Source organism: Clostridioides sp. ES-S-0005-03 (genome assembly GCF_020658455.1).
Taxonomy (GTDB): domain Bacteria; phylum Bacillota; class Clostridia; order Peptostreptococcales; family Peptostreptococcaceae; genus Clostridioides.
Genome location: NZ_JACVWI010000001.1, coordinates 1,200,368 through 1,224,928 on the forward strand (window position 1 = coordinate 1,200,368; position 24,561 = coordinate 1,224,928).

At 28.0% G+C, this 24,561-nt stretch carries 21 protein-coding genes and 1 other annotated feature; of the genes, 8 read left to right on the forward strand and 13 right to left on the reverse strand.

Features of this window, described 5'->3' with window-relative positions; translation table 11 throughout:
* Nucleotides 1-144: 144 nt before the first annotated feature.
* The 8 genes from IC218_RS05750 to IC218_RS05785 all read right to left on the reverse strand — a co-directional run bounded on the left by IC218_RS05750 (nucleotide 145) and on the right by IC218_RS05785 (nucleotide 8,649).
* Nucleotides 145-918 (reverse strand): ABC transporter permease, encoded by a 774-nt coding sequence (locus IC218_RS05750; protein ID WP_227823998.1) that lies wholly within the window; start codon nucleotides 916-918, stop codon nucleotides 145-147.
* A 5-nt stretch (nucleotides 919-923) separates the two neighbouring features.
* Nucleotides 924-1,733, reverse strand: a complete 810-nt coding sequence (locus IC218_RS05755; RefSeq protein WP_227823999.1) for an ABC transporter permease — start codon at nucleotides 1,731-1,733, stop codon at nucleotides 924-926.
* Entirely contained in the window at nucleotides 1,726-2,649 is a 924-nt protein-coding gene (locus tag IC218_RS05760) for an ABC transporter ATP-binding protein (RefSeq protein WP_227824000.1), read from the reverse strand. The genes IC218_RS05755 and IC218_RS05760 overlap by 8 nt, the downstream gene beginning before the upstream one ends.
* A gap of 554 nt (nucleotides 2,650-3,203) precedes the next feature.
* A complete protein-coding gene (locus tag IC218_RS05765) occupies nucleotides 3,204-4,481 on the reverse strand; it encodes a sensor histidine kinase (RefSeq protein WP_227824001.1) in 1,278 nt (425 codons plus the stop codon).
* On the reverse strand, nucleotides 4,465-5,133 hold the full coding sequence (locus tag IC218_RS05770; protein ID WP_227434765.1) for a response regulator transcription factor: 669 nt from the start codon (nucleotides 5,131-5,133) through the stop codon (nucleotides 4,465-4,467). Before IC218_RS05770 ends, IC218_RS05765 begins: the two co-directional genes overlap by 17 nt.
* A 155-nt stretch (nucleotides 5,134-5,288) precedes the next feature.
* On the reverse strand, nucleotides 5,289-7,787 hold the full coding sequence (locus tag IC218_RS05775) for a heavy metal translocating P-type ATPase (protein ID WP_227824002.1): 2,499 nt from the start codon (nucleotides 7,785-7,787) through the stop codon (nucleotides 5,289-5,291).
* Between the two features lie 310 nt (nucleotides 7,788-8,097).
* Nucleotides 8,098-8,289 (reverse strand): DUF1450 domain-containing protein, encoded by a 192-nt coding sequence (locus tag IC218_RS05780; RefSeq protein ID WP_227434767.1) that lies wholly within the window; start codon nucleotides 8,287-8,289, stop codon nucleotides 8,098-8,100.
* 117 nt (nucleotides 8,290-8,406) lie between these two features.
* Nucleotides 8,407-8,649, reverse strand: coding sequence for a hypothetical protein (locus tag IC218_RS05785; RefSeq protein ID WP_227824003.1), 243 nt, complete (start codon nucleotides 8,647-8,649; stop codon nucleotides 8,407-8,409).
* A 214-nt stretch (nucleotides 8,650-8,863) separates the two neighbouring features.
* On the opposite strand from IC218_RS05785, the gene typA reads away from it, so the two are divergent.
* A complete protein-coding gene (gene typA, locus IC218_RS05790; RefSeq protein ID WP_227434769.1) occupies nucleotides 8,864-10,687 on the forward strand; it encodes a translational GTPase TypA in 1,824 nt (607 codons plus the stop codon).
* 92 nt (nucleotides 10,688-10,779) lie between these two features.
* On the opposite strand, the gene trxB is transcribed toward typA, so the two are convergent.
* Nucleotides 10,780-11,688: a thioredoxin-disulfide reductase gene (trxB, locus tag IC218_RS05795; protein WP_227482559.1), complete on the reverse strand. Its 909-nt coding sequence runs from the start codon at nucleotides 11,686-11,688 to the stop codon at nucleotides 10,780-10,782.
* An 855-nt stretch (nucleotides 11,689-12,543) separates the two neighbouring features.
* Nucleotides 12,544-12,773, forward strand: a binding site (T-box leader).
* A gap of 106 nt (nucleotides 12,774-12,879) precedes the next feature.
* Between trxB and thrC the strand changes: the two genes are divergently transcribed.
* The 3 genes from thrC to IC218_RS05810 all read left to right on the forward strand — a co-directional run bounded on the left by thrC (nucleotide 12,880) and on the right by IC218_RS05810 (nucleotide 16,449).
* The gene (gene thrC, locus IC218_RS05800; RefSeq protein ID WP_227824004.1) at nucleotides 12,880-14,361 is read left to right on the forward strand and encodes a threonine synthase; all 1,482 of its coding nucleotides are present in this window, start codon (nucleotides 12,880-12,882) and stop codon (nucleotides 14,359-14,361) included.
* A 9-nt stretch (nucleotides 14,362-14,370) separates the two neighbouring features.
* A complete protein-coding gene (thrB, locus tag IC218_RS05805; protein ID WP_227824005.1) occupies nucleotides 14,371-15,264 on the forward strand; it encodes a homoserine kinase in 894 nt (297 codons plus the stop codon).
* A gap of 126 nt (nucleotides 15,265-15,390) precedes the next feature.
* Nucleotides 15,391-16,449, forward strand: coding sequence for an NAD(P)H-dependent flavin oxidoreductase (locus IC218_RS05810; protein ID WP_413927324.1), 1,059 nt, complete (start codon nucleotides 15,391-15,393; stop codon nucleotides 16,447-16,449).
* A 314-nt stretch (nucleotides 16,450-16,763) separates the two neighbouring features.
* Here IC218_RS05810 and IC218_RS05815 read toward each other — a convergent pair whose 3' ends face one another.
* Nucleotides 16,764-17,276 (reverse strand): flavin reductase family protein, encoded by a 513-nt coding sequence (locus IC218_RS05815; RefSeq protein ID WP_227434773.1) that lies wholly within the window; start codon nucleotides 17,274-17,276, stop codon nucleotides 16,764-16,766.
* 518 nt (nucleotides 17,277-17,794) lie between these two features.
* On the opposite strand from IC218_RS05815, the gene IC218_RS05820 reads away from it, so the two are divergent.
* Nucleotides 17,795-18,730: a magnesium transporter CorA family protein gene (locus IC218_RS05820; protein WP_227434774.1), complete on the forward strand. Its 936-nt coding sequence runs from the start codon at nucleotides 17,795-17,797 to the stop codon at nucleotides 18,728-18,730.
* A gap of 93 nt (nucleotides 18,731-18,823) precedes the next feature.
* Here the strand turns inward: IC218_RS05820 and IC218_RS05825 are convergent, their stop codons facing one another.
* The gene (locus tag IC218_RS05825; RefSeq protein WP_227434775.1) at nucleotides 18,824-20,695 is read right to left on the reverse strand and encodes a tetratricopeptide repeat protein; all 1,872 of its coding nucleotides are present in this window, start codon (nucleotides 20,693-20,695) and stop codon (nucleotides 18,824-18,826) included.
* Nucleotides 20,696-20,884: 189 nt separating this feature from the next.
* Here IC218_RS05825 and IC218_RS05830 point away from each other — a divergent pair, with 189 nt between their 5' ends.
* Entirely contained in the window at nucleotides 20,885-21,811 is a 927-nt protein-coding gene (locus IC218_RS05830) for an AEC family transporter (protein ID WP_227824006.1), read from the forward strand.
* Between the two features lie 138 nt (nucleotides 21,812-21,949).
* Complete coding sequence (locus tag IC218_RS05835) at nucleotides 21,950-22,096, forward strand: hypothetical protein (protein ID WP_227434777.1); 147 nt, start codon at nucleotides 21,950-21,952, stop codon at nucleotides 22,094-22,096.
* A 115-nt stretch (nucleotides 22,097-22,211) separates the two neighbouring features.
* Here IC218_RS05835 and IC218_RS05840 read toward each other — a convergent pair whose 3' ends face one another.
* Both IC218_RS05840 and IC218_RS05845 read right to left on the reverse strand, forming a co-directional pair.
* A complete protein-coding gene (locus IC218_RS05840; protein WP_227824007.1) occupies nucleotides 22,212-22,736 on the reverse strand; it encodes a GNAT family N-acetyltransferase in 525 nt (174 codons plus the stop codon).
* A gap of 52 nt (nucleotides 22,737-22,788) precedes the next feature.
* On the reverse strand, nucleotides 22,789-23,013 hold the full coding sequence (locus tag IC218_RS05845) for a hypothetical protein (protein ID WP_227482555.1): 225 nt from the start codon (nucleotides 23,011-23,013) through the stop codon (nucleotides 22,789-22,791).
* A gap of 195 nt (nucleotides 23,014-23,208) precedes the next feature.
* On the opposite strand from IC218_RS05845, the gene IC218_RS05850 reads away from it, so the two are divergent.
* A complete protein-coding gene (locus IC218_RS05850; protein WP_227824008.1) occupies nucleotides 23,209-24,333 on the forward strand; it encodes a DUF3810 domain-containing protein in 1,125 nt (374 codons plus the stop codon).
* Nucleotides 24,334-24,561 lie beyond the last annotated feature (228 nt).

Sequence of the window (24,561 nt, forward strand, 5' to 3'; positions counted from 1 at the left end):
GAACTATTATTGAAACTTCTACTTTTTAATGTAGAAAATACTATATATGTAAAGATATTGTATTGCACATCAATATTTAATTTACAAAATTATCCAATATAAACTGATAGAAGAATAATCTTCTGTTGGCTTATTTTTAAATTATTACCATCCCTTTTTTCTTGCTGTTTTTTTCTTTTTAGTAATCGTTAATACACTAGTTTCTTTCTTTTTGCCAGCAAGGATAATTCCAGAAATCAATAAAATGAACAGCAGTACAATTAAAGCAGGAAAAATACGATAAGTATATCCATACTCCGCACTACAATTAGAATCCATTAAAATCATACTTGCTTTAATTGGATAATAATTTAATAATGTTCCTTCAAAAGTTCCAAAATATCCATACACAAAAGCAAGTGCAACACCACCCAAAAAGTTATTTACTGAACAACAGAAAAGTAAGATAATGGGTAAAACAGCAATGTATACAAAAATGTTTGCTCCGATAATATGAATAAACATATTAATGATATTGCCAAAACCTACTCCTGGAAATCCAGCAATTATATTGATTACTAACGCTATAACACATCCTATAAAACTGAAATAAATTGTTAAGAGTAGTAGCACAAGTAATTTGCTGGAAAGTAGTTGTTTGTAAGGAATAGGAATTGTTAATAGGCTTTTTATGGTATCGTCTGTATATTCCCGTGTTATGATATATCCAGCAATCAATGTAATAATAATCGGGAAGAAAAGGGTACAATTACTAGTCATAACCTGTTGCATGAAATATTCAAATGTCCATGATTGTCCACCACTAGCTGTTGAATAAAATAATGACAGTAGTGGAGAAAGTGTTGTCATAATAATTCCAGCCTTTATTACAGAATATCGTTTTAATTTCAAAAATTCAACTTTTACTATATTTTCCATATATATTACCTCGTCCATTTTTTGTAGAATCGAACTATCAGCCATAAGAAGATAGTAACAGTAATCACCATGAGTAAAACTGTATGGCTGGTGGTTGGTACAATATCGTATGCTTCTGGTAAAAGATTATCTTTTTGCAGATTATTCATCATGGAACCGCTCGCCCAGTTCATAACACATATAACTGGAAAGAAATTTAAAAAAGTGATTTTAGAAGCACTTATGGAGGTTCCCACAGTCCCCAATATTCCCCAGTTGAAAATAGAATAGAAAAATGCAAGCAAGATGGACAATAAAAATGTTTTGTTAAAATAAATAATCAGAAAAACAATCGGTAAAGAAGCCGCTACAATAAGCACAGCAAAAACTAAACTCATCATTAACTTATAGGACATACCATAAACCATTCCTGCATGAAACAAACTGGAAAACAATGCAACTGATAAGGTATTTATTAGGCAAAAAGCAATTCCAAAAATAAATAACATATAGATTTTTGCCATGATAAGTTGCGTATTTGCAATAGGTATTGTCCTGATATTTTTTGAAGTATTACAGTCTCTTTCTATAAAGAAAAGAATAGCTGCAATAATACCAATTAAACAAGGCAGTAAAAAAACCAATCCATAACCTAACATCATTGTGTAGACATAATCAAATCTTGTTTGAAGATAATGTTCTGTCATATCTGTGTTTGTTCTGGATTTTGCCATATATGTTAAAATTAAGGGAAAGAATAATGATAATGACAAAAGTGCGTATAATAACTTTTTGCGTTTTAACTTCCAAAATTCACATTTTATAAGTTTAAGCAATTACCTCACCTCTGGTTACTCGTTTGAAGTAGTCTTCAAGGGTCTCTTCGCAAGTATGTGCTTCAAAAACCTCTAATCCATTCTCTACAAACGAAGTTACAATTTTTCCAACAGATAAATCAAGATTATGCAGTCTTAAATTGTGGTCATCTTGAATTGTAAAGTGCTGCTCATGGAATATGTGTTCCAAAACTCTTCCTGCCTGTGCTGTATCAGAAATCGTAAAATGAATATGTTTGTTGCTTTTCTGTTCCAGTTCAGATAGACTTTCTTCTTCCAATAATACTCCGTGGTCGATAATTCCTATATCATCAGCCAGCAGAGCTATCTCTGATAAAATGTGACTGGAGATTAAAATGGTCTTTCCTCTTTTTTTACATAGGTCATGGATAAATGAGCGTATTTCTGCAATTCCAATAGGGTCAAGACCGTTAATTGGTTCATCCAAAATCAATAATTCTGGCTCGTGCATAATAGCAAGAGCAATCGCTAGTCTTTGTTTCATTCCCAGAGAATATTGAGAAAACAGCTTTTTGTCTTTATAGGGAAGACCTACTAAATCCAAAGCATTTTTGATAGCGTTCCGGTTTTGAATTCCACGTAAAGTAGCAAAAATACACAGATTTTCCGTAGCAGTCAGGTTCGGATAAAAACCAGGCGATTCAATCAGACTTCCTATGCGTGGCAGCAATTTTTTTTCATTGTCTTTTAAGCATTTTCCAAAAATCTTCACTTCACCAGAAGTAGGCTGTGTTAATCCAAGCAACATTTTCATTGTGGTAGTTTTTCCTGCTCCGTTTCTACCAAGCAGACCGTAAATTCTCCCTCTCTGTACATGGATGTTCAGGTCAGCAACACTTTTTTGTGAACCATACTGTTTTGTAAGATTTTTCGTTTCAATTATGTATTTGTTCATATACATTCCCCCTATTCTGATTCCCATTATAACACTCTAATCTTACATTAATCTTGCTAGAACCTTGCATTAACCTTGCAATTTATCCAAAAAATCCCTCTCAAATTTCTTATTCAGCAGGGAATAACTCATAGGCAGTTCCAGTCTGCCTGTATAAATGCTCATTGAGATAACCAAAATCTACCTTATCCAGCGCTAGATTTTGCCCATCCTCTAAGTAAGATGCCTTGTATCTTCGGTATATAAAAATGACTGTAACACGTCTCTAAAACCCATTCAATCAAAAGCCATCAATGAAGCCCATTCAATGACGTTCTTTACTTCCTGCTGACTTTTCAAGGATAAGCAAAATCCAATAGAAAAAGGACGCAGATTTCAAAAATGCGTCCTTTTTCTATCATAATATTCAGTTTTATATAATCACACTGTCTGCCTGCTGTCTGCAAAGCCTTGATTTTGCTAATTTTCTACTACCATCCTTATCAAAACTCGTAAATACAGTCTATGCTGACATTTTCCAACTTATGAAAAGATACTCTATATATGTTTTAAAGCTAATTTTTAAATTCAACCGTAAATACTACAGAGTTTTCCTTATTTTTTATACTGTATTCAAACCCATGAGTTTTAAAAATTTGACTGACTATATAAAGACCAAGACCACTTCCTCCAGTTTTTCTTGAACGAGATTTTTCTATTCTATAAAATGGATTAAATATCTCTTCTAAGTAACGTTTCTCTATAGTTACACCAGTATTTTCAATTTCTAAAATAATTCTTTGATTAGAAGTTTTTTTGTTTATTCGATTGTTTTTATCATAAAGTCTAATTACAAGGTCTGAGCCTTCAGGAGAATATTTTATAGCATTATTTATTATATTATTAATTGCTTTAGTTATTCTCTCTTGGTCTGCCTTAATTTCTAGGTTTTCTTCTATTTTTAGAATAGTTTTCATATGTTTTTCTTCTATTAAAAATACTTGTCTTTTTACCAGTCTATTTAAAAGTTCACTTATATTTATTGATACTAATTTTAAATCTTTTTCTAGTATTTCTGATTTTGAAACCTCTATCATCTCATTTACTAAATCTTTTAGCTCTTGTGTACATTCATATGATTTTTTCAAGTAAGTATCCCTATCTTTATACTTACCTACACTATAAATCATTCCTTCAATTTGACCACTTATTATGGTTATTGGAGTTTTTAATTCATGTGATATCGTTGCAACAAAATCCTTTCTTCTATATTCCTGTTCTCTTTCACTCTCTATTATATTTATAAGAGGCTTTGTTATTACGATTGAATATATATATGCTCCAATAATTGCTATTAATATCGCTATTGATATAATGTATGGCATTAACTTTCTTATGACTTCATTTGCTTCGTCAATTGGCTGTAATGGCATAACAAGTTCTAAACTATATGGCCCGTCTTTTGAGTCTTTTGTATATATAGGTATAGATGTCCTATACTCATCTTCAATACTATTAATCATATACTTACTATATCTTAAAATAACTACTTCATTTTTACCATATACAATTTTTCCTTGGTTGTCTTTTAGTAAAATAGCAAGGTTTTGGTCTTTAGCCATATAATAGAGTCTTTCTTCTAAAGTATATGTATCAAAGTGAATTGAACTATCTACTAGAGATTTTAAGCTTTCTTGAAGAGACTCAATTTTATACTCATGATAATATGATGGCAATAAAAAATATAAAATTAGGTATATTATTAAAGCTAATGCTATTAATAATGATGTTGTTATGGAAAATAATTTATACTTTATACTTAATTTTTCCCACTTATCAAATATCCTTCTCAAGTGTATATCCTATTCCTTTTACAGTTTTAATATATGGTAATGATATTTTTTTTCTTATATTTTTTATATGTGCATCAACAATTCTAGTATCTCCATAATAATCATAACCCCATATACTATCTAAAAGACCTTCCCTAGTTATAACCTGTGGATATTTTTCTATCAAAGCTTTCAATATATTAAATTCTTTTAATGTAAGTTCTATAGGCTCTCCATCTATTTCAGCAATATATGTGTTTAAATCTAACTTTAATTTTTCAAAAACTATAAACTTATCATTTATCGTTTTGTTGCTTCTTCTCAAGATAGCTTCTACTCTTTTAATGAGAAGATTAAATGAAAATGGTTTTGTTATATAATCATCGCATTCTAAGTCAAATCCCTTAAGTTGATCTCCTTCATCGTTTAAAGCAGTCAAAAATATAATTGGAACACTTGATGATTTTCTTATCATTTTACAAACTCCATAACCATCTAAGTTTGGCATCATTATATCTAATATTACCAAGTCATAACTTCCTTGCTTAAATTTTTGTATACCTTCTAATCCATCATTTGCTGACTCAACCTGATAGCCTTCTGCACTTAAAAACTCTGATATTAATTCTTGTATGTTTGAATCGTCTTCGATTACAAGTATTGACGAGTTCATCCTATCAATCCTTTCTATTTTAAAATTTCTTATATTACTTATATTTTATCTCATTGTTGTGAATTTTACATGAAAAAAGAACTATCTTAATTTGTAAATTAATCCTTTTAATTAAAGATAGCTCTTTTAAATACATTTTTACTTAATTTATTATTCTAATTTTTTTTATATGCTTTGAAATTTTTAAGTCTAAGCGCATTTGAAACTACCGAAACTGAACTTAAACTCATGGCTGCTGCTGCAATCATTGGATTTAAAAGAGGTCCTCCAAATATATACAATAATCCTGCTGCTACAGGTATACCAATTGTATTATATCCAAATGCCCAAAATAAGTTTTGCTTTATGTTTTTTATAGTTTCATTACTAAGTTTAATCGCAGTTGGAACATCCATTAAATCACTCTTCATAAGCACTATATCTGCAGACTCAATTGCTACATCTGTTCCACTTCCTATTGCTATTCCTATATCAGCTTTTGCAAGAGCTGGTGCATCATTTATTCCATCTCCTACCATTGCAACAAACTTACCTTGATTTTGTAATTTTTCAACTTCTTTTGATTTATCTTCTGGTAAAATCTCTGCTAATACCATATCTATACCTACTTGACTTGCTATAGCATTTGCAGTCTTAACATTATCTCCAGTTACCATTGCAACTTTTATTCCCATATCATGAAGAATATCTATTGCTTTTTTACTACTTTCTTTAACCACATCTGCAACTGCAATTATTCCTGATAAATTTCCATCTACAGCAATATACATAGGTGTCTTACCTTGACTTGCTAGTATATTAGATTTTTCCTCTAAATCTTTAAGGTTAATATTATTGTCGTTCATAAGCTTTCTATTTCCAAGTAATATATTTTCATTATTTATAGTAACTTGTATACCAGCACCTGGTATAGCTTTAAAGTTATCAACTTTTTCAATCTGTATATTTTTCTCTTCTCCATATCTAACTATTGCTTCTCCTAGAGGATGTTCTGAACCTTTCTCTGCACTTGAAGCAATCTTAATTAGGTATTCTTCTTTCACATTATTTAATACAATATCTGTTACTTTTGGTTTTCCTTCTGTTATTGTACCTGTTTTATCAAATATTACTGTATTTACTTTGTGAGCAGATTCTAGTGCTTCCCCACCTTTTATCAGTATTCCATTTTCTGCACCTTTTCCAGTTCCAACCATTATAGCAGTTGGTGTAGCCAATCCTAATGCACAAGGGCAAGCAATTACAAGTATTGATATGAATATAGTAAGTACAAATACTATATCTTTTCCACCCACTAAAAACCACAATAATGATGATACTATAGCTATTGCAATTACTATTGGTACAAAATATCCAGAAACAGTATCAGCAAGTTTAGCAATGGGTGCTTTTGTACCCTGTGCATCTTCAACTAATTTTATTATTTGAGCAAGAGCTGTATCTCCACCAATTTTTTCAGCTTTAAATTTAATAACACCATTTTTATTTATACTAGCTCCTGTAACTTTACTTCCAATATTTTTTTCTACTGGTATACTTTCACCTGTAAGCATAGATTCATCAACTGATGTATATCCCTCTATTACAACTCCATCTACTGGTATTTTAGTCCCTGGTTTTACTAGTATTATATCTCCTATTCCAACTTCTTCTATAGGAGTCTCTATTTCTTTACCATCAACTATTACTATTGCAGTTTTAGGTTGTAGCCCCATAAGTTTTTTAATTGCTTCTGATGTTTTTCCTTTTGATTTTGATTCTAAATATTTACCAAGTAATATAAGTGCTATTATTATTCCTGCACTTTCATAATACAACTGATGATGGTGCATACCCTGAATTTGTCCATTTGCTATTTGTACTGTTGTATATAGACTATATAAAAATGCTGCCAAGGTACCAATTGCAACCAAAGAATCCATATTAGGACTTAAAGAAAAAAGTGCTTTAAACCCATTTATATAAAATTTATATCCAGCTATCATAACTGGGATTACTAAAATCAATTGAACTAATGCATAATTTAAAGTATTTGTCATAGGATTTAGAATTTCTGGTAAAGGCCATGGTCCTATAGGTTTTATTATCATAGGACCCATTGCTATATAAAACAAAGGTACTGCAAATACTATTGCAACTATGAATTTAATAAATAAAGTATTCATTTCTTTTTCTTTTCTTAATTTATCTTCATCTACATCAACTTTATTTTTTACTTCTTCTATTGGTTTATAACCAGCTTTTTCTATAGCTGCTTTTATCTGAGATAATTTTACTTTTGATGGATTATAGTCTATATTAGCTTTATCAGTTGCAATATTTACACTAATACTTTCTACTCCATCCAATTTTTTTACTACTCTCTCTACAGCTTTTGCACAGGCTGCACATGTCATTCCATCAATTTTCATATCAATTTTTTTATTACTTTCTTCCTTTATAATTCCATATCCAGCTTTTTCTACAACCTGTTTTATGTCATCAAAGCTAACTTTAGAATTGTCATATTCTATCTTAAGTTTTTCAGTAGCTATGTTTACGCTTTGGTCATATACTCCATCTAATTTCTTAGTTACTCTTTCTACTGCCTTTGCACAAGCTGCACATGTCATACCTGTTATTTTATAATTTTCTACTATTTTATTTGAACTCATAATAAACTCTTCCTCTCTTTCAATATATTTTCAATTAATTTGTATATTTTATTTTGATATGTAATATTGATAAATTCTTTATTTGGAAATCTATAGTATTTATTATACCCCCTACAGGTATATTTAATCAATATTTTTTTAATAAATAAATTTAATTTAGTTATATTTATTTGTATTTAATAAAAAAGTATACTCATAATTAAATATGTACATAAAAAGAGAGCAAATAAATTGCTAAATACTTACTCAATTTATATGCTCTCTTTTATATAATTTATTTTCTACTGTAGTTTTTTCTTACATGTATAGTTTATTTCTTACATGCTTCAAAAAATTCTTCCTCTGTTTCTCTTATTTCAAGCTCATTATCTATTATTCCTACAGCTTCTTTTTTAAATGCTCTACATTGACCTATACAACCAGTCTTCACATTTTCTTCTCCAACTAAAGTTTTTAGCTTATTTACATCCACATTTGAACAGTTTGGGCATACTCTTATCATATTTAAGTTCCTCCTAATTAATGTCTAATTAATACAGTTATACCCAAATATAAGCTTTGTAATTTTTTTTTTACAATAAATTATTTCCATGCATTCCATTTTATAGTAATTCTATTATTACATGTATGGGGGTATTTGCTGTTTTCTTACTATCTCCAATTCTTTAACTTCTATAAACTTAACTACATTTACTTTGTAGTTTTCTTTAGATTTTATATATAAAACATCTTCTTCTATTTTTTTACCCTCAATAAACTTTTTAGAACATCTTAAAAGTTCTTCAAAATTATCTACTTCCTCTTTTATGAAAATATCACTTTCACTTGTAAAATATTTAATGATTATTTTAGTTACTTCCAATATATATCATCCTCTACTTTTAAATTAGTATGTTCATTTATAAATTTATTATTTGTCTAAAAATTTTTTTTAAACAAAATAAATTTATATATTTGAAATCAACATTTTTACCTAATTTAAATTATATTAATGCATTTTAATCTATTTTTCCTTGTACCTAATAATATATTGTGATATAATTAATAAGTTATTTTAATCGAAGGGAGCAACAAAAATGTCACAAAAACATAAAATTATAAATATCGCAGTTATTGCCCACGTTGATGCAGGAAAATCAACACTAGTTGATGCTTTCCTTTCTCAAAGTGGTGTTTTTAGAGAAAATGAAGTAGTTAAAGACTGCGTTATGGACAGTAACGACCTTGAGAAAGAAAGAGGCATAACTATATATTCAAAAAACTGTGCAATAAACTATCAAGACTATAAAATAAATATAGTTGATACACCAGGACATAGCGACTTTTCTTCTGAAGTTGAACGTGTTATGAAAACTGTTGACACAGTTATTTTACTAGTTGATGCAAGCGAAGGCCCAATGCCTCAAACTAGATTTGTTTTACAAAAATCTTTAGAGTTCGGTTTAAAACCAATACTATTTATCAATAAAATTGATAAAAAAGACCAAAGAGCGGAAGAAGTAGTTAATGAAGTTTTCGATTTATTTGTAGACTTAAATGCAACAGACGAACAATGTGAGTTCCCTATAATATATGGAATAGCTAAACAAGGTATAGCTAAACTTGAAATGGATGATGACAGTGAAGACCTATCTCCACTATTTAAAACTATTGTAAATCATGTTGAAGCTTATCCTGATTACGACAATGAATCTCTACAATTCCAAATATCAGCTCTTGCATATGATGATTATGTAGGTAGACTTGGTATAGGTAGAATCTATAAAGGAACACTTAAAAGCAATGAACAAGTTGCTATTTGTAGAGAAGGTTCTGTTGTATCTAGAGGAAAAGTATCAAGACTTTCTGTATATGAAGGTTTAAAACAAGTTGAAGTGAATGAAGCTACTAGTGGAGAAATAGTTGTTATATCTGGTATTCCTGATATATCTATAGGAGAAACTCTATGTGATTTAGATAATCCACTTCCTATGGAAATGATAAAAATAGAAGAGCCTACTCTTTCTATGAACTTCTTAGTAAATGATTCCCCATTTGTTGGAAAAAGTGGTAAATTCGTTACAACTAGACATTTAAAAGACAGACTTGAAAAAGAACTTGAAGTAAATGTAGGACTTAAAGTTGAACCTCTTGATACTACTGATGGATATAAAGTTTCTGGACGTGGAGAACTTCATTTATCTATACTTCTTGAAAATATGAGACGTGAAGGTTATGAAGTTGGTGTTTCTAAGCCTGAAGTTTTAATGCATAAAGAAGATGGAAAATTGATGGAACCAGTAGAAAGAGTTATTGTAAACTGTCCAGAAGTTTATTCAGGTACTATTATAAATGAATTGAACATGAGAAAAGGTATGATGGAGTCTATGTCAATAGAAGGAGACTATGTAAAAATAGAATTCTTAGCTCCTACTCGTGGTCTTTTAGGATATAGAAGTGAGTTTATAAATGCTACTCGTGGAGAAGGTACTCTAGTTCGTTCATTTGAAAAATTTGAAGAATTTAAGGGTGAAATACCTTCAAGAGGAAATGGTGTCTTAATAGCACAAGGACCTGGTGTTACTATGGGATATTCTCTTAATGCTTTAAGTGATAGAGCTACGATGTTTGTAGACCCTGGTGTAGAAGTTTATGAAGGTATGATAATTGGTATGAATTCTAGAAAAGACGACATGGTAGTTAATCCTTGTAAAAACAAGAAAATGAGTAACGTACGTGCTTCTGGTTCAGATGATGCTATAAAATTATCACCTCCTAGAATATTCACTCTTGAGGAAGCATTAGAATTTATAGAAGATGATGAATTAGTTGAAATCACACCAGATTCTATAAGACTTAGAAAAAGATTATTAAATGAACATGATAGATTAAGATATAATAAGTCTAGACAAGGTAAATAAATTCTAATATCTGTTTACTAAATAGCCATATAATACTTAAAGATATATTTTCTTTATAGTGTTATATGGCTATTTTTATTTAAGAGTTATATTTATTCAACATTTATATAATTAGCTGCTTGAACAGCTGCGATAGCACCATCTGAAGCTGCTGTTATTATTTGACGTAAAAACTTCGTTCTATTATCTCCTGCTACATATACACCTTCAACTGATGTTGTGCAAGACTCATCTGAAACTATATACCCACCTTCATCTAACTCAAGTACATTTTCAAACATTTTATTGTTAGGTTTAAGTCCTATAGCAATGAAAATACCACTTACATCTATAGTTCTTTTCTCCTCAGTTTTTAAGTCTTTTACTTCTATTCTTGATACTGTCTTTTCACCTTCTATTTTTTCTACACCATGACTATAAAGTATCTCAATATTTTTTCTTGCCTTTACTGACTTTTCTAATACTTCTTCACCTCTAAAATCATCTCTTCTGTGAATTAAGTACACTTTTGTACAATTATTAGCTAAAAATAAAGCATCTTCTAATGCAGTATTTCCTCCACCAACTATTGCAACTTCTTTATTCTTAAAAAAGGCTCCATCACATGTTGCACAATAAGATACTCCTCTACCTGTAAACTCTTTTTCTCCAACACATCCTAATTTACGTCTTTCGACTCCATTTGCGAGGATAACAGCCTTTGCTTTATGTTCTCCTGATGCTGTTTTAACAATTTTTACTTTACCTTCTAAACTTATCCTTTCTACTTCATCAAACTGAATATCAACACCCTGATCGACTGCTTGATTATATATGTTAGTAGAAAACTCTATACCAGAAATTTTTTGAACTGCTGGATAATTTTCTACCTCAGATGTACTTGCAACTTGACCTCCATAAATACTTTTTTCAAAGACTGTTACACTTAAACCAGCTCTCATAGCATAAATTGCTGAAGTTAAACCTGCTGGTCCAGCACCAATTACAATAATATCTACCATGACAATTTACCTCTCTTTATATTATTATTTCTTATATATTATTCTCATTATTCTTATACTTTACTATTATTATCCATATATACTATAAACAAAACATTATTTTTGTTAGTTTATAGAAAGGATTAATTTAAAAACTGATAGCTATAAATAAAGTATTATTTTTTACATTTTAACTTTATTTAATAAATATATAAAAAAACTGTAAATAAAAAGTAATTTTTACTTACAGTTCTACTTATTTATATAATTTAAAACCTTATTGGTTATCATTTACAGTGTCTTCTAATATATTGCTTTCTGATATATATGATAGAATTGAAAGTCCATACATAACCAAAACTAATGCTGCTGTTATAAGTACTATTCCCATATTTAATACCTCCTTTTGTTTACAGTATACTCTTATTATGTGAAATACTTGTGAATTTAATTTGAACATATTTGTAATTTTACAATAGTATTTTTTTCAAATTAAGAATTATATACTTTTATTAATTCAAGTACAATTAATCGTTTAAATATTAACGCTATTTATCTATATTTATATGATATACCATATAATTACATTTTTCAAATTAAAGTTTTGTAAACTTTTTTTGTAATATGGTGTAGCATAAAATTTTAATATTACAGATATGTAACTCTTATCTTCTAATTAATTTTTATTAAAATCCACTTCATTTCTATGAAAATTCAAGTTTTTATAGATTTAAAAAGGTTAAAAAAATATTCTGTATATAAGTCAATTTGATTACAGTTTTTTTACATTTCAAAAAATATTTTTTCCAAATTTTTATATTAATACTTGACTTTGTCTGTTTTATATTCTAGAATAATTAATAATATTAAGAATATTGAAAGGCTTTGATTAGGAAGAGTAAATCTGAATCGGTTACCAGAGAAGGAAACTATTAGCTGAAAAGTTTCTTTAACTAGAAAGATTGAAAACTACCTATGAGCTTCTATCTGAAGTTATCTTATGATTTTAGTAAGAATAGACGTTTTACTACTTACGTTAAAGTATCAAGTGGATTTTTTAAAATCAATTTGGGTGGAACCGCGGGAAACAGATTCTCGTCCCTTTTTTAGGGATGAGGGTCTTTTTTTATTACCTAAATTCAGTTTTTAAAATATTCTGTATCTAGTTTAATTAGCTAATTAAAAATTTAAAATATATGGAGGATTATAGAAATGTATTATTCAAGTACAAGAGGCACCAAAGAAAAAGTAACTGCATCACAAGCAATAATAAAAGGAATTTCAAACGATGGTGGTCTTTATGTTCCAAGTGAATTTCCAAATGTAAAAAATGAACTTATAGATTTAGTAAATTTAACGTATTCCCAAATAGCATTTTTTGTACTTAGTAAATTTTTATGCGATTTTACTGAATCTGAGATTAAAGATTGTATAACAAATGCATATGACGAAAAATTTGATTGCACTAGTATAGCTCCATTAAATAAAGTAAATGATGCTTATTTCTTAGAATTATATCATGGTCCAACTTTAGCATTTAAGGATATGGCACTTACTATAATGCCTCACCTTCTTAAAACATCTATTAAAAAAGATAATTTAGAAAAAGATGTTGTAATTCTTACTGCTACATCTGGAGATACAGGAAAAGCAGCACTTGAAGGTTTTAAAGATATAGACAAGATAAAAATAATTGTATTCTTTCCAGAAGATGGTGTAAGTGCAGTGCAAAAACTTCAGATGAAGACTCAAACTGGAAAAAATACATATATAGTTGGTATAAAAGGAAATTTTGACGATGCACAATCTGGTGTAAAGAAAATTTTCTCTAATAAGGAATTTAATGAAAAACTATTAGATAGTAATTATATCTTATCTTCTGCTAATTCAATTAACATAGGAAGACTTCTTCCTCAAGTTGCATACTATTTTTATTCATATATGAAATTGGTAGATAGTGATGAAATAAAGTTAAATGACAAAATAAATTTTGTAGTCCCAACTGGTAACTTTGGTAATATTTTAGCTGGATATTATGCTAAACAAATGGGACTTCCAATAAATAAATTGATATGTGCATCAAATGACAACAATGTACTTTATGACTTCTTTAAAACTGGTATATATGATAAAAATAGAGCATTGAAATTGACTTCTTCACCTTCTATGGATATATTAATTTCAAGTAATTTAGAAAGATTATTATTTGAAATATCAAATAGAAATACTGAAACTGTAAGCAGACTTCTATCTAATCTTAGTGAAGATGGAGTTTATAAAATAAATGAAGATATGAAAAAGAATCTGGCTTCATTCTATGGTGAATATTCTAATGAGGAAGAAGTTAAAAACACGATAAATAATATTTTTAAAAATTACAATTATTTAATCGATACTCATACTGCTGTTGCATATAATTGTTATGAAAAATACAAAAAAGAAACTTCTGATGATACAAAAACTGTTGTTGTAAGTACTGCAAGCCCATTTAAGTTTTCTGAAGATGTTTTAAAATCTATAGACTCCAATTTTGGAAATCTTGATGATTTTGCCATAATAGATAGATTATCAAATATTGCTAAGGTAGATATACCAAAACCTATTAGAAATCTTCAAAATGCAGAAATACTACATAAAGATATTTATGAAAAGGATGAATTAAAAATAGCTATAGAAAAATTCTTAAAGGTATAGGTGATTATTATGTTAGAAATTATAGTTCCTGCAACAAGTGCAAATATAGGTCCAGGATTTGATTGTCTTGGAATTGCTTTAAATATATATAATAAATTTTATGTTGAAGAAATTGAAAGTGGTCTTGAAATAGAAGGTTGCGAAGATGCCTACAAAAATGAAAATAATTTAGTTTATACATCTATGAAATACTTCTTTGATAGAGTTAAGCCAGCTAAAATACCTACTGGTATCAAAATAAAAATCCAAAGTGATGTCCCTATATGTAGAGGTCTTGGTAGTAGTGCCTCTTGTATAGTTGCTGGCGTTATAGCTGCAAATGCTCTATCAAATGCTAATTTAGATAAATGCCAGTTGTTAAATATAGCTTCAGAAATAGAGGGACATCCAGATAATGTTGCTCCTGCTATTTTAGGTAATATGGTTGTTTCTGTTACTGATAATGACAATATACACTACGATATTATAGAAATCCCTAATGAACTCAAATTTTGTGCAATGATACCTAATTTCAAACTGTCAACTGAAAAAGCTAGAGGTGTTTTACCAAAAGAAATACCATATTCTGATGGAGTGTTTAATGTTAGTAGAGTCGCTTTACTTGTGTCTGCACTGTTAAACAAAAACTTTGAGCTTCTTAAAGTAGCTTGTCAAGATAAATTGCATCAAGATTATAGGGGTACTTTAATTGAAAACTACAGTGATATTGTTAAAAAATCTGAACAATTAAATAGTATTGGCGTATTCTTAAGTGGAGCTGGGCCTACTATAATGGCTTTAATAAAAGAAAATGATGATAATTTCGTGCATAATATGAGAGATTATCTATCAAACTTAAAATCTAATTGGGAAATAAAAGAGTTGTGTTGTGATTCTAAAGGAGCAGTTTTAAATATTCTATAATTATTGTCTCACATATAAAATATAACTACTCTTTTATTATAATTTGTAGTATAATAATTAGGACTAGGTAATAATATTAAGTATTATAATCTAGTTCTTTAAACATGTTTACATTGAGGAGGGATTATCATAAAAGAGTTAATAATTGGAGATTTAGTTGCAAAAGTTCCTATAATTCAAGGTGGAATGGGCGTTGGTATATCTAGATCATCACTTGCTGGTGCTGTTGCTAAGCTTGGTGGTGTTGGTGTAGTTTCTGGAGTTCAAATTGGTTATGATGAGGAAGATTTTGAGACTAACACTATAAATGCAAATTTAATAGCTATAAAAAAACATATTTCCAGAGCAAAAGAAATTTCAAATGGTGGCATTATTGGCATTAATTTCATGGTCGCTATGAAAGAATATGAAACATATGTAAAAGAAGCTGTTAAAGCTGGTGTAGACCTTATAATATCAGGGGCTGGACTTCCTAATAAACTACCATCTTTAGTAAAAGGAAGTAATGTAAAAATAGCACCTATAGTTTCTACTGCAAAAGCTGCTAGTGTAATCTTAAAAATGTGGGATAGAAAAGAGAAAACTACTGCTGACTTAATAGTTGTTGAAGGTCCAAAAGCTGGTGGTCATCTTGGATACTCTAATGAGGAGCTTGATAACATAGATTCTATAGACTATGATAAAGAATTTGTTGAGATATTAAAAGTTGCAAATAATTATGGAGAAAAATTTGGCAAGAACATTCCAGTTGTTGCTGCTGGTGGCATAACTTCTAGTAGTGATGTAAAAAAATATATTGATATGGGAGCAAGTGGTGTACAAGTTGGTACGAGATTTGTTGCTACTTATGAGTGTGATGCACATGAAAACTTTAAAATGGCGTATATAAATGCTACAGAAGAAGATGTACACATAGTTAAAAGCCCTGTAGGTCTTCCTGGACGTGCTATAAGAAATAAATTTATAGAAGATGTTAAAACTAATCGTCCAGAGATAAAAAAATGTTACAACTGTTTGATTCCTTGCAATCCAAAAGAAACACCATACTGTATTTCTCAAGCATTAATTAATGCTGTTAAAGGAGATGTGGAAAATTCACTTTTATTCTGTGGCAATAATGCGTATAAAATTGATAAGTTAAGTTCTGTTGAAGATGTTATCAATGAATTAATTTCTGAATTATAATTTGAAAATTTACAAATTAAATTTTTATTAAGCTAAGGATTTTTAAATATGTTACTAATCAATCTATATTAACATATTTATATCCTTAGCTTATTTATATTCTCATCTTTATTTTTATTAAGATACTATATAAATATAATTTACACCATTATTAATAGTATATTTCAAAATTTCACTTGCTCTTACTTAATTTATTTTCCAATCAATTGTAGAAAATTTCATGTATAAAAACTCAATCACTTATATATCATAATTAAATTTTCTTTGCTTTCTATAATACTGCTTACTGATATAACCCTATCATTGCATATTATTTAATCTTCTTTTACAAGTACATTTGTTATCTCAGCTACATATAGAGTGTGATAATCTTTTTGTGGATACCATCTTCCATCTATCTCTTCATCAATAAAACATTGTGGGTCAATTTTTTGGCAGTGCATTTTTTTACATATAATAGCCAACTTTGCCTCTTTAAAATAAGGTGTATCATTCAAATATTCTATATTAAATCCTATTTTAGATATTTTATCCTCTCCCCTACCAGATACTTTACCACAATAAGAAAGTTCTTCACGAAAATCTTCATCAAAAAAAGTAAGAGAAAATGTATCTGTATTATCTATAAATTCTTTAGTATAACGTTGTGGTCTTATTACTACAAAAGCAACATTTTTTCCCCACATAACTCCAAGTCCACCCCAACTAGCAGTCATTGTATTTACTTTACCTTCTTTTTCAGCTGTTATCAATGTCCAGTCTTTACCTATCAACTTAAATGGATTACTTTTAATTTCTTCTGACATAATCTCTTTAAATTCACTCATACCTCTAATAACCTCTCATTCTATTATATTGATAATACTTTTATTTTCATCATAAATTATTACTAGAATTTACTTTGAAAAACAAAGTATTTTTTATTAAACATATTATAAAGGAGTAAGGATATAGATACCTATTCATTTTCTAATATATTTAATATTTTCACTCAGAGTATATATATACTTTATCTAAGTTAAATATGACTGTTATGTTTTACATGTAAATTATGGCAAAAATATCATTTGACTAAATCAAAACTTGATTTATATACCTGGAAAAGGTATTATATTAAAGAGTGCTTAAAATACTTCTTTTGTATATAGGCATGTATAAAATAATAAATAAGGAGAGTGATGAGCAATGGATACTAGTCCGTTGCGGAGAGAATTTTTTACAATTTCATCACTTAATAATATCTAACTTTAAAACTAATACAGATATTCAGTTATATAAATTAGTTAATTAATAGATACTATTAAATGATGAGATTTATATAAAACTGAATAAAGGATGTGTTGCCATGATAAGATATTACAAAACTATAGATTCAAAATTAGAGAAACTTAGTTTTTTTGAAGATGGCTGTTGGATAAATCTTGTTGAACCTAATCATAGTGAAATCAACGAAATTTCTAATTTATTAAATATAGATGTAGAAAGCATAGAATCTGCACTAGATGAAGAAGAGCGCTCAAGAATAGATGTTGAAGACAATCATACTCTTATACTTATAGATATACCAGTAGACGAAAGTGACTCTAATTCTTCTCATTATACTACAATACCCTTAGGTATTATAATAACTCAAGAAGCTATTATAACAGTTTGTAATGCACAAACTAAGATTTTAAATGACTTTATAGTTGGTCATATTAAAGATTTTTTTACATTTAAAAAAACTCGCTTCTTGCTTCAAATTCTTCATAAAAATGCAGCTTATTACTTGCATTACTTAAGAAAAATAAATAAAATGACAATCATAATAGAGCGAGAAATTTACAAATCTATGAAAAATAAAGAACTAGTACAACTATTGGAATTAGAAAAGTCTTTGGTATACTTCTCTACCTCTTTAAAGTCCAATGAATTGGTCTTAAACAAGATGGTTAGAACTGCTGGTATAAAGAAATATCCAGATGATGAAGACCTCTTAGAAGATGTTATAGTCGAAAATAGACAGGCTCTTGATATGGCTAAAATCTATGGAGATATATTGAGTAGAATTATGGATGCTTTCAGTGCAATTATAAGTAATAATCAAAATAATGTTATGCAATTTTTAACAGTAGTTACACTAATTTTCTCAATACCTACAATAATATCAGGATTCTTTGGTATGAATGTTATCAATATGCCATTTTCTGATAACCCAAATGGATTTTGGATAATTATGCTCATTACTTCTATAATATGCATAATAATTACATTTTTTATGTCAAGAAACAAGCTATTATAAAATATTAATAAGAAAAAGCCATTAGAGTTAATTAATTTACATTTACTCCAATGGCTTTTATTTAGTTTAAAAATACTCTTTTTATCAGGTTTTTTAATTATCATATTCTTCATCTATACTCATTTCAGTTTCAAGACCTTCCAACATTGAGTCTAAACTTTCTTTTATGTTCAATATATAAATTGGAACATACTCTTCTTCATCAAGTATTTCTTCCTGTAATTTAAATGGTGGAATTAATATTTCATCAAAGTTTATATTTAGTTTAGGGAAATCTTCTACTATTTCTCCACAGTTATCATATTCTTCATCTGCTAGAGAAATATACATATCTAAACTTTTTTTGTAGTAAAGTCCTGCAAGCATATATTCACACTTCTTACTCCCAAATTTAATACCTTCTTTATAATATTTTTCAGCTTCTGCATCATCATTTAATTTTAAATAAATTTGCCCTAAATTATATATTGATTCAACACAACCTTGTGCTCTAGCCTTCTCATACCAGTATTTGGAATTAACATAATCTTTGTAAAACATATCATAAATAAGTCCTACCATGTGTTGAGCATATATATTATTTTCATTAGCAGGTGTGTCAAGCATCATTTTAGATTCTTCTAGTTTTCCTTCTCTAAAATAAATTCTACCTAAATGTATACGCGCATTCATATGATTTTTACTACTTGCCATCTCAAAATACTTTCTAGCATTTTTTGTATTTCCTAAATTCTCATATATACATCCCAATCTATAGCTAGATTTGGTATCTCCATTTTCAGATGCTTTTTTATACCAACTTATAGCTTCTTCTATGTTATTTAAATCTTCATATATATTCCCTAATTTTATTTGACACGATACATTATTTGGAATTCTAGAATAATATGAAACTGCTTTTTCTATATCTTGATTTTGATAATATAAGTCTCCAAGATTCTCAAGAGAACTTTTACATCCAACAGCTATAGCATCTTCATAGTACTTTATAGCATTTTCATAATCTTTTTCTTCAAAATATATACCTGCTAGATTGTTTTTAGCTTCTGTTATATCATCTTCTGCTGCCATTTTATAATAAGTCTTTGCTTTTTCTATCTCATTCTCTCTATTATATAAATTTGCAAGTCTATATTTAGAAAGTGTGTGATTTTTTTCTATTGCTTTTTCATAATAATAAATTGCGTCTCCTAATTCTTCTTTTCTATCATATACATATGCAAGTCTATACTCAGATTTTACATCTTCTCTATCTGCGCTCTTTTTATAATATCTCTCTGCTTCTTCCAAATTATCATTGATTTCCATAATCATACCCAAGTTAAAACAACCTTTCATATGACCAGACTTATACAATTGCTTATATAGACTTACTGTAGATTTATTGTCCTTCTTCTTTCCATTTAGTATTGCTAGATTATACTTCGCATCATCATCTAAAAGTACAGAACCTTTTTTATAATATTCATATGCCTCATCTTCTTTTTCTAAAAATGTATACAATACTCCTAGATTAAAACAAGCCTTACCTAGATTATTATCTGCTGCTTCTTTTAACCACTTTTCGCATCTTATAAAATCTTTCATTTTAAAATGGCATACACCTAAATTATTTTGTGCTTGTAAATATCCTATAGTAGCTATTTTCTCATACCAGTATATAGCATACTCATATCCATCTAATCTATAATACATATTACCCAAATCAAATGCAGCATCTTCACTTCCATTCTTATATGCCATTGAATACCATTTTTCTGCTTCTTTAAATTGCTTTTTATTTTCATATATATTTCCCAAAGTATATTGAGATTTTACATAATTATCTAATGCTGCACTTTTATATAATTCTATTGCACTTTCTGTCTTTCCCATTTTTTCAAAAAGAGCTCCCTTAGTATGTATAACTTTGGGGTCACTAGATATATTTTTTATTTTTCTTATAGAAAATTTTGTGTTTTTCATTATTCGCTACCTACCCATTTTATAAAATATATTCTCTCAAACATTATTATACATTATAAACCATAATTAATGCTATAATATTGAATTTTTACCTTTTGTCACTATATTGTAATATTGAATTTTAAATTTTATAATCATTAGATTTTATTATTGAGTTGGTATATAATGTATATATAGGGGGGACATTTTATGAATTTCAGCAATATTTTTATTCAAGTTGCAGTTTTATTTATAATTATTTTAGTAGGATACTTTGTCAGAAAATTCAACTTATTAGATGAACACTGTACATCTAAACTTTCAAATTTGACAATGACTATTTTTTTACCATCTATGATAATTAGTTCTATGCAGATTAACTTTGATAATAAAATGATACAAAAAATACTACTATTATTATTTATATCCTTAGTTATGTATATAGTTTCTATTATAATTGCTTTTTTGTTAAAATACATTTTAAAATGTGAAGATACAAAAGACCTGGGGATATATCAGTATATAGTTGTTTTTTCAAATGTAGCTTTCATGGGTTATCCTGTAATTGAAGCAGTTCTAGGCCATGAAGCTATATTCTACACCGCTATTTTTAATCTACCATTTAACTTGTTTTCTTTTACTTTGGGAATTTACTTGTTATCTAAAGGTAGTACCACTAAAGGATTTTCAATGAAATCACTTATAAGCCCTGCTACAATAGCAGTAGTTATTGGTTTATTTTTATTTATAACAGGTCTTAGATTACCTCAGTTTATAAATGATCCACTTAAGATGTTAGGAGATATGACTACACCAATATCTATGATTATTATTGGTAGTTTGCTTGCTAATTCTTCAGCAATAGATTGTTTTGTAAATAAAAGATTATATCTAGTTACTATTGTAAGATTATTAGTACTTCCTGTGATTATATACTTTATTCTAAAAGGGTGGGTTAATGATAAAATGATTTTAGCTATACCAGTAGTAATTTCTTCTATGCCTGCTGCTGCAAATACTGCTATATTTGCTAATCAATATGATTCTAATGTAACACTAGCCTCACAATGTGTATTTTTTACGACATTATTTTCAGTTATATCAATACCTTTTATAAGTATTTTTTTACTATCTTGATTTATTCTTTTATGTATTATATAATAATAGACTCAATAAATTACAAATATAAACAATTTATTATAGTGTATTGATGGAATTTTTTCCTAGATATTTGTCAATAATATCTATATGTATGATAGAATAGGAGGCTTAAATATGGATATAGATTTACTCTTTAAAATAGTATTTGCTATAGTTGCTATAGGCGTTTCTGTAAAAATTATAAAAACTGTTGCTAGTCTAGCTTTTAAGGTAGCTTTGATATTGCTAATAATTCTATTTGTATATAGAATGTTTTTATAAATTTTCGATAATAAAGTTTTTAAAATATAATAGAGAAGTAATATTAAATTATCTTTAATGAAAATTCTTTATTAATAGATAATCTATTCTACTTCTCTATTTTTATTGGAATGAGTTAAATTAAATCTTTATTATATCTTCCCATGATATAAACATCTTCAAATTTTCCATCTCTAATTACAGCATATTTTTTAGTTCCTTCTATTTCAAATCCCAGTTTTTTGTATAAGTTTAATCCCTTTTCATTGTCTACAATTACTTCTAACCCTACTCTCATCAACTTAATCCAATTGTCTGCTATGTCTAAAAGTTGTTCCATAAGCTTTTGACCTACTCCTATACCATGATACTTTTCATCAACAGTTATTCCTAGTTCTGCACTATGTCTTAATCTTGGAGATGGATTCACATGTAAACCAGCAAAACCTATTACATTTTTTTCTACATCATTATCAATTTCAGCCACAAACATATAATCATTTTCACCTAGAGAATCTAGCATAGCTATAGTTCTATCTAGACTATCACTCATTAATGCTAGTGTATTTCTCATAACATTATATGCTCTTCTCATTTCATTAATCGATTTCGCGTCTTCCCTTCTTACTGGTCTTATTACTATGTCTAATGCTTTACTCATACTGTATTCCCCCCTAAACATAACCCTCTTTTTAAATTAATACCTACAATCTTTATTTTATACTGTTTAAATCTATGTATGCTTCTATTTGAGGTATATATATCATATTATCCTTTATATGTGTATTTCCAAACTCTTTTAGTTCAGTGCCATCTTTATCTTTAGTTATTTTGTATTTAATTGATTCTTCTCCTTCGTTTACTTCAGCATGAAAAAACATCCCTTCATATTGTTTAAATCTAAAATTAAAATTATCTTTAGTAAGCCTTATTATCATAATATTTTTTACTCCTTATACAATTGTTATTTTTAATTATTATTAGTTATACATAAATTGTTTATTCATATGAATATTATAACTTATCATTTATTTAGTATAAAGTCATAAATATAAATAACTATACCTATTTTACAATCTAACTTTAATTGATATATAATATATTTATATAAATTAAAGTCTGCGAGGTGAAATATGAGTAAAAAAATAAAATATTTTTCTTTAATCCTTTTTCCTATTGCTTTGTTTTTAAATTTCATAGCAAGTAAAATTCCACATATTGTTGAAAAATATTATTCTCAAGCCATAGATAAAAAAGTTATACAGCTATTAAGTAAAGTTTCAGGAATATTTCCATTTTCTATCTACGAAATTACAATGTACATAATAGTTATATCTATTTTTTTATTTTTATGTTCTATTGTATTTACAATTTTCAAAAAGAATAGAAATTTAAAGACATTTTTAAAGAATTCTATTTTAAATATATTATCCATTTTATCAATAGTTTATTTTCTTTTTGTAGTACTTTGGGGTATAAACTACAATAGAGTTCCACTCGAGAATACCCTTATCAACCAATACAATTTAAAAAACAACAGTTCTGTCCAATCAAAGCAACATAGTACTAAAGAACTTTCTGAGTTATATAAATTTTTGGTAGCTAAAGCAAATGAAACTAGAAAACTTACACTACAAGATAAAAATGGTGTCGTAAAATCTAATACAGATTATAAAGGTGTCATAAATAGAGCTCAATTAGGATATGATAAAATTTCATATATTTTACCTAGTGTTAGTGGTAGTTACTCTAAGCCAAAGTATGTTATTTCATCACATCTTATGTGTTATACAGGAATAACTGGTATATACTTTCCCTTTACAGGTGAGGCAAATATTAATATTGCAATCCCTGACTTATATATTCCTTGTACAGTTGGTCATGAAATGGCACATCAGAGAGGATTTGCTAGTGAAGATGAAGCTAACTTTATAGGTTATCTCACTTCAATAAAACATCCTGATATTGATTTTAATTATTCTGGCTATATTTTGGCCTTAAATTATACTGCTTCTGCTTTAAGCAAAGTTGACTATAAGGCATATGCTGATATTTCTGCTGGTATTTCAGAGTCTGTTCGTAGGGATTTAAAAAATGAGAGTGAATTTTGGCAAAGATATGAAGGTAAAATTGATAAAATCTCCAATGAGTTTAATAATTCTTATTTAAAAGCTAATGGAATTGCTGAAGGGACCCAAAGTTATGGTAAAATGGTTGATTTATTGCTAACTTATTATGAATTATATCCTTATAATTAAGAGTATTTATAGAGAATGGAAAAATAGATAAAAAATTGCTATTTTTATCTATTTTTCTACTATTTAATAGTTTATTTTTTATAAGTTCATTATTAAAAACAAACTATTTCTAAGTATTTACTACATGTATACTTATGATACAAGGAAGAATTATAGTATATATTCTTAAATAGGTTCTAAATTGAATAGCATTCATTATCTTTTTTATCCAATAAAAAAAGCACCTAT

Bases quoted from the DNA above. Each gene is read 5' to 3' on its own strand.
- IC218_RS05750 (WP_227823998.1), bottom strand. From the start codon at position 918: ATGGAAAATATAGTAAAAGTTGAATTTTTGAAATTAAAACGATATTCT.
- IC218_RS05760 (WP_227824000.1), bottom strand. From the start codon at position 2,649: ATGAACAAATACATAATTGAAACGAAAAATCTTACAAAACAGTATGGT.
- IC218_RS05770 (WP_227434765.1), bottom strand. From the start codon at position 5,133: ATGAACTCGTCAATACTTGTAATCGAAGACGATTCAAACATACAAGAA.
- IC218_RS05775 (WP_227824002.1), bottom strand. From the start codon at position 7,787: ATGAGTTCAAATAAAATAGTAGAAAATTATAAAATAACAGGTATGACA.
- IC218_RS05780 (WP_227434767.1), bottom strand. From the start codon at position 8,289: ATGATAAGAGTATGCCCAAACTGTTCAAATGTGGATGTAAATAAGCTA.
- typA (WP_227434769.1), top strand. From the start codon at position 8,864: ATGTCACAAAAACATAAAATTATAAATATCGCAGTTATTGCCCACGTT.
- trxB (WP_227482559.1), bottom strand. From the start codon at position 11,688: ATGGTAGATATTATTGTAATTGGTGCTGGACCAGCAGGTTTAACTTCA.
- thrC (WP_227824004.1), top strand. From the start codon at position 12,880: ATGTATTATTCAAGTACAAGAGGCACCAAAGAAAAAGTAACTGCATCA.
- thrB (WP_227824005.1), top strand. From the start codon at position 14,371: ATGTTAGAAATTATAGTTCCTGCAACAAGTGCAAATATAGGTCCAGGA.
- IC218_RS05815 (WP_227434773.1), bottom strand. From the start codon at position 17,276: ATGAGTGAATTTAAAGAGATTATGTCAGAAGAAATTAAAAGTAATCCA.
- IC218_RS05820 (WP_227434774.1), top strand. From the start codon at position 17,795: ATGATAAGATATTACAAAACTATAGATTCAAAATTAGAGAAACTTAGT.
- IC218_RS05825 (WP_227434775.1), bottom strand. From the start codon at position 20,695: ATGAAAAACACAAAATTTTCTATAAGAAAAATAAAAAATATATCTAGT.
- IC218_RS05830 (WP_227824006.1), top strand. From the start codon at position 20,885: ATGAATTTCAGCAATATTTTTATTCAAGTTGCAGTTTTATTTATAATT.
- IC218_RS05835 (WP_227434777.1), top strand. From the start codon at position 21,950: ATGGATATAGATTTACTCTTTAAAATAGTATTTGCTATAGTTGCTATA.
- IC218_RS05840 (WP_227824007.1), bottom strand. From the start codon at position 22,736: ATGAGTAAAGCATTAGACATAGTAATAAGACCAGTAAGAAGGGAAGAC.
- IC218_RS05845 (WP_227482555.1), bottom strand. From the start codon at position 23,013: ATGATAATAAGGCTTACTAAAGATAATTTTAATTTTAGATTTAAACAA.
- IC218_RS05850 (WP_227824008.1), top strand. From the start codon at position 23,209: ATGAGTAAAAAAATAAAATATTTTTCTTTAATCCTTTTTCCTATTGCT.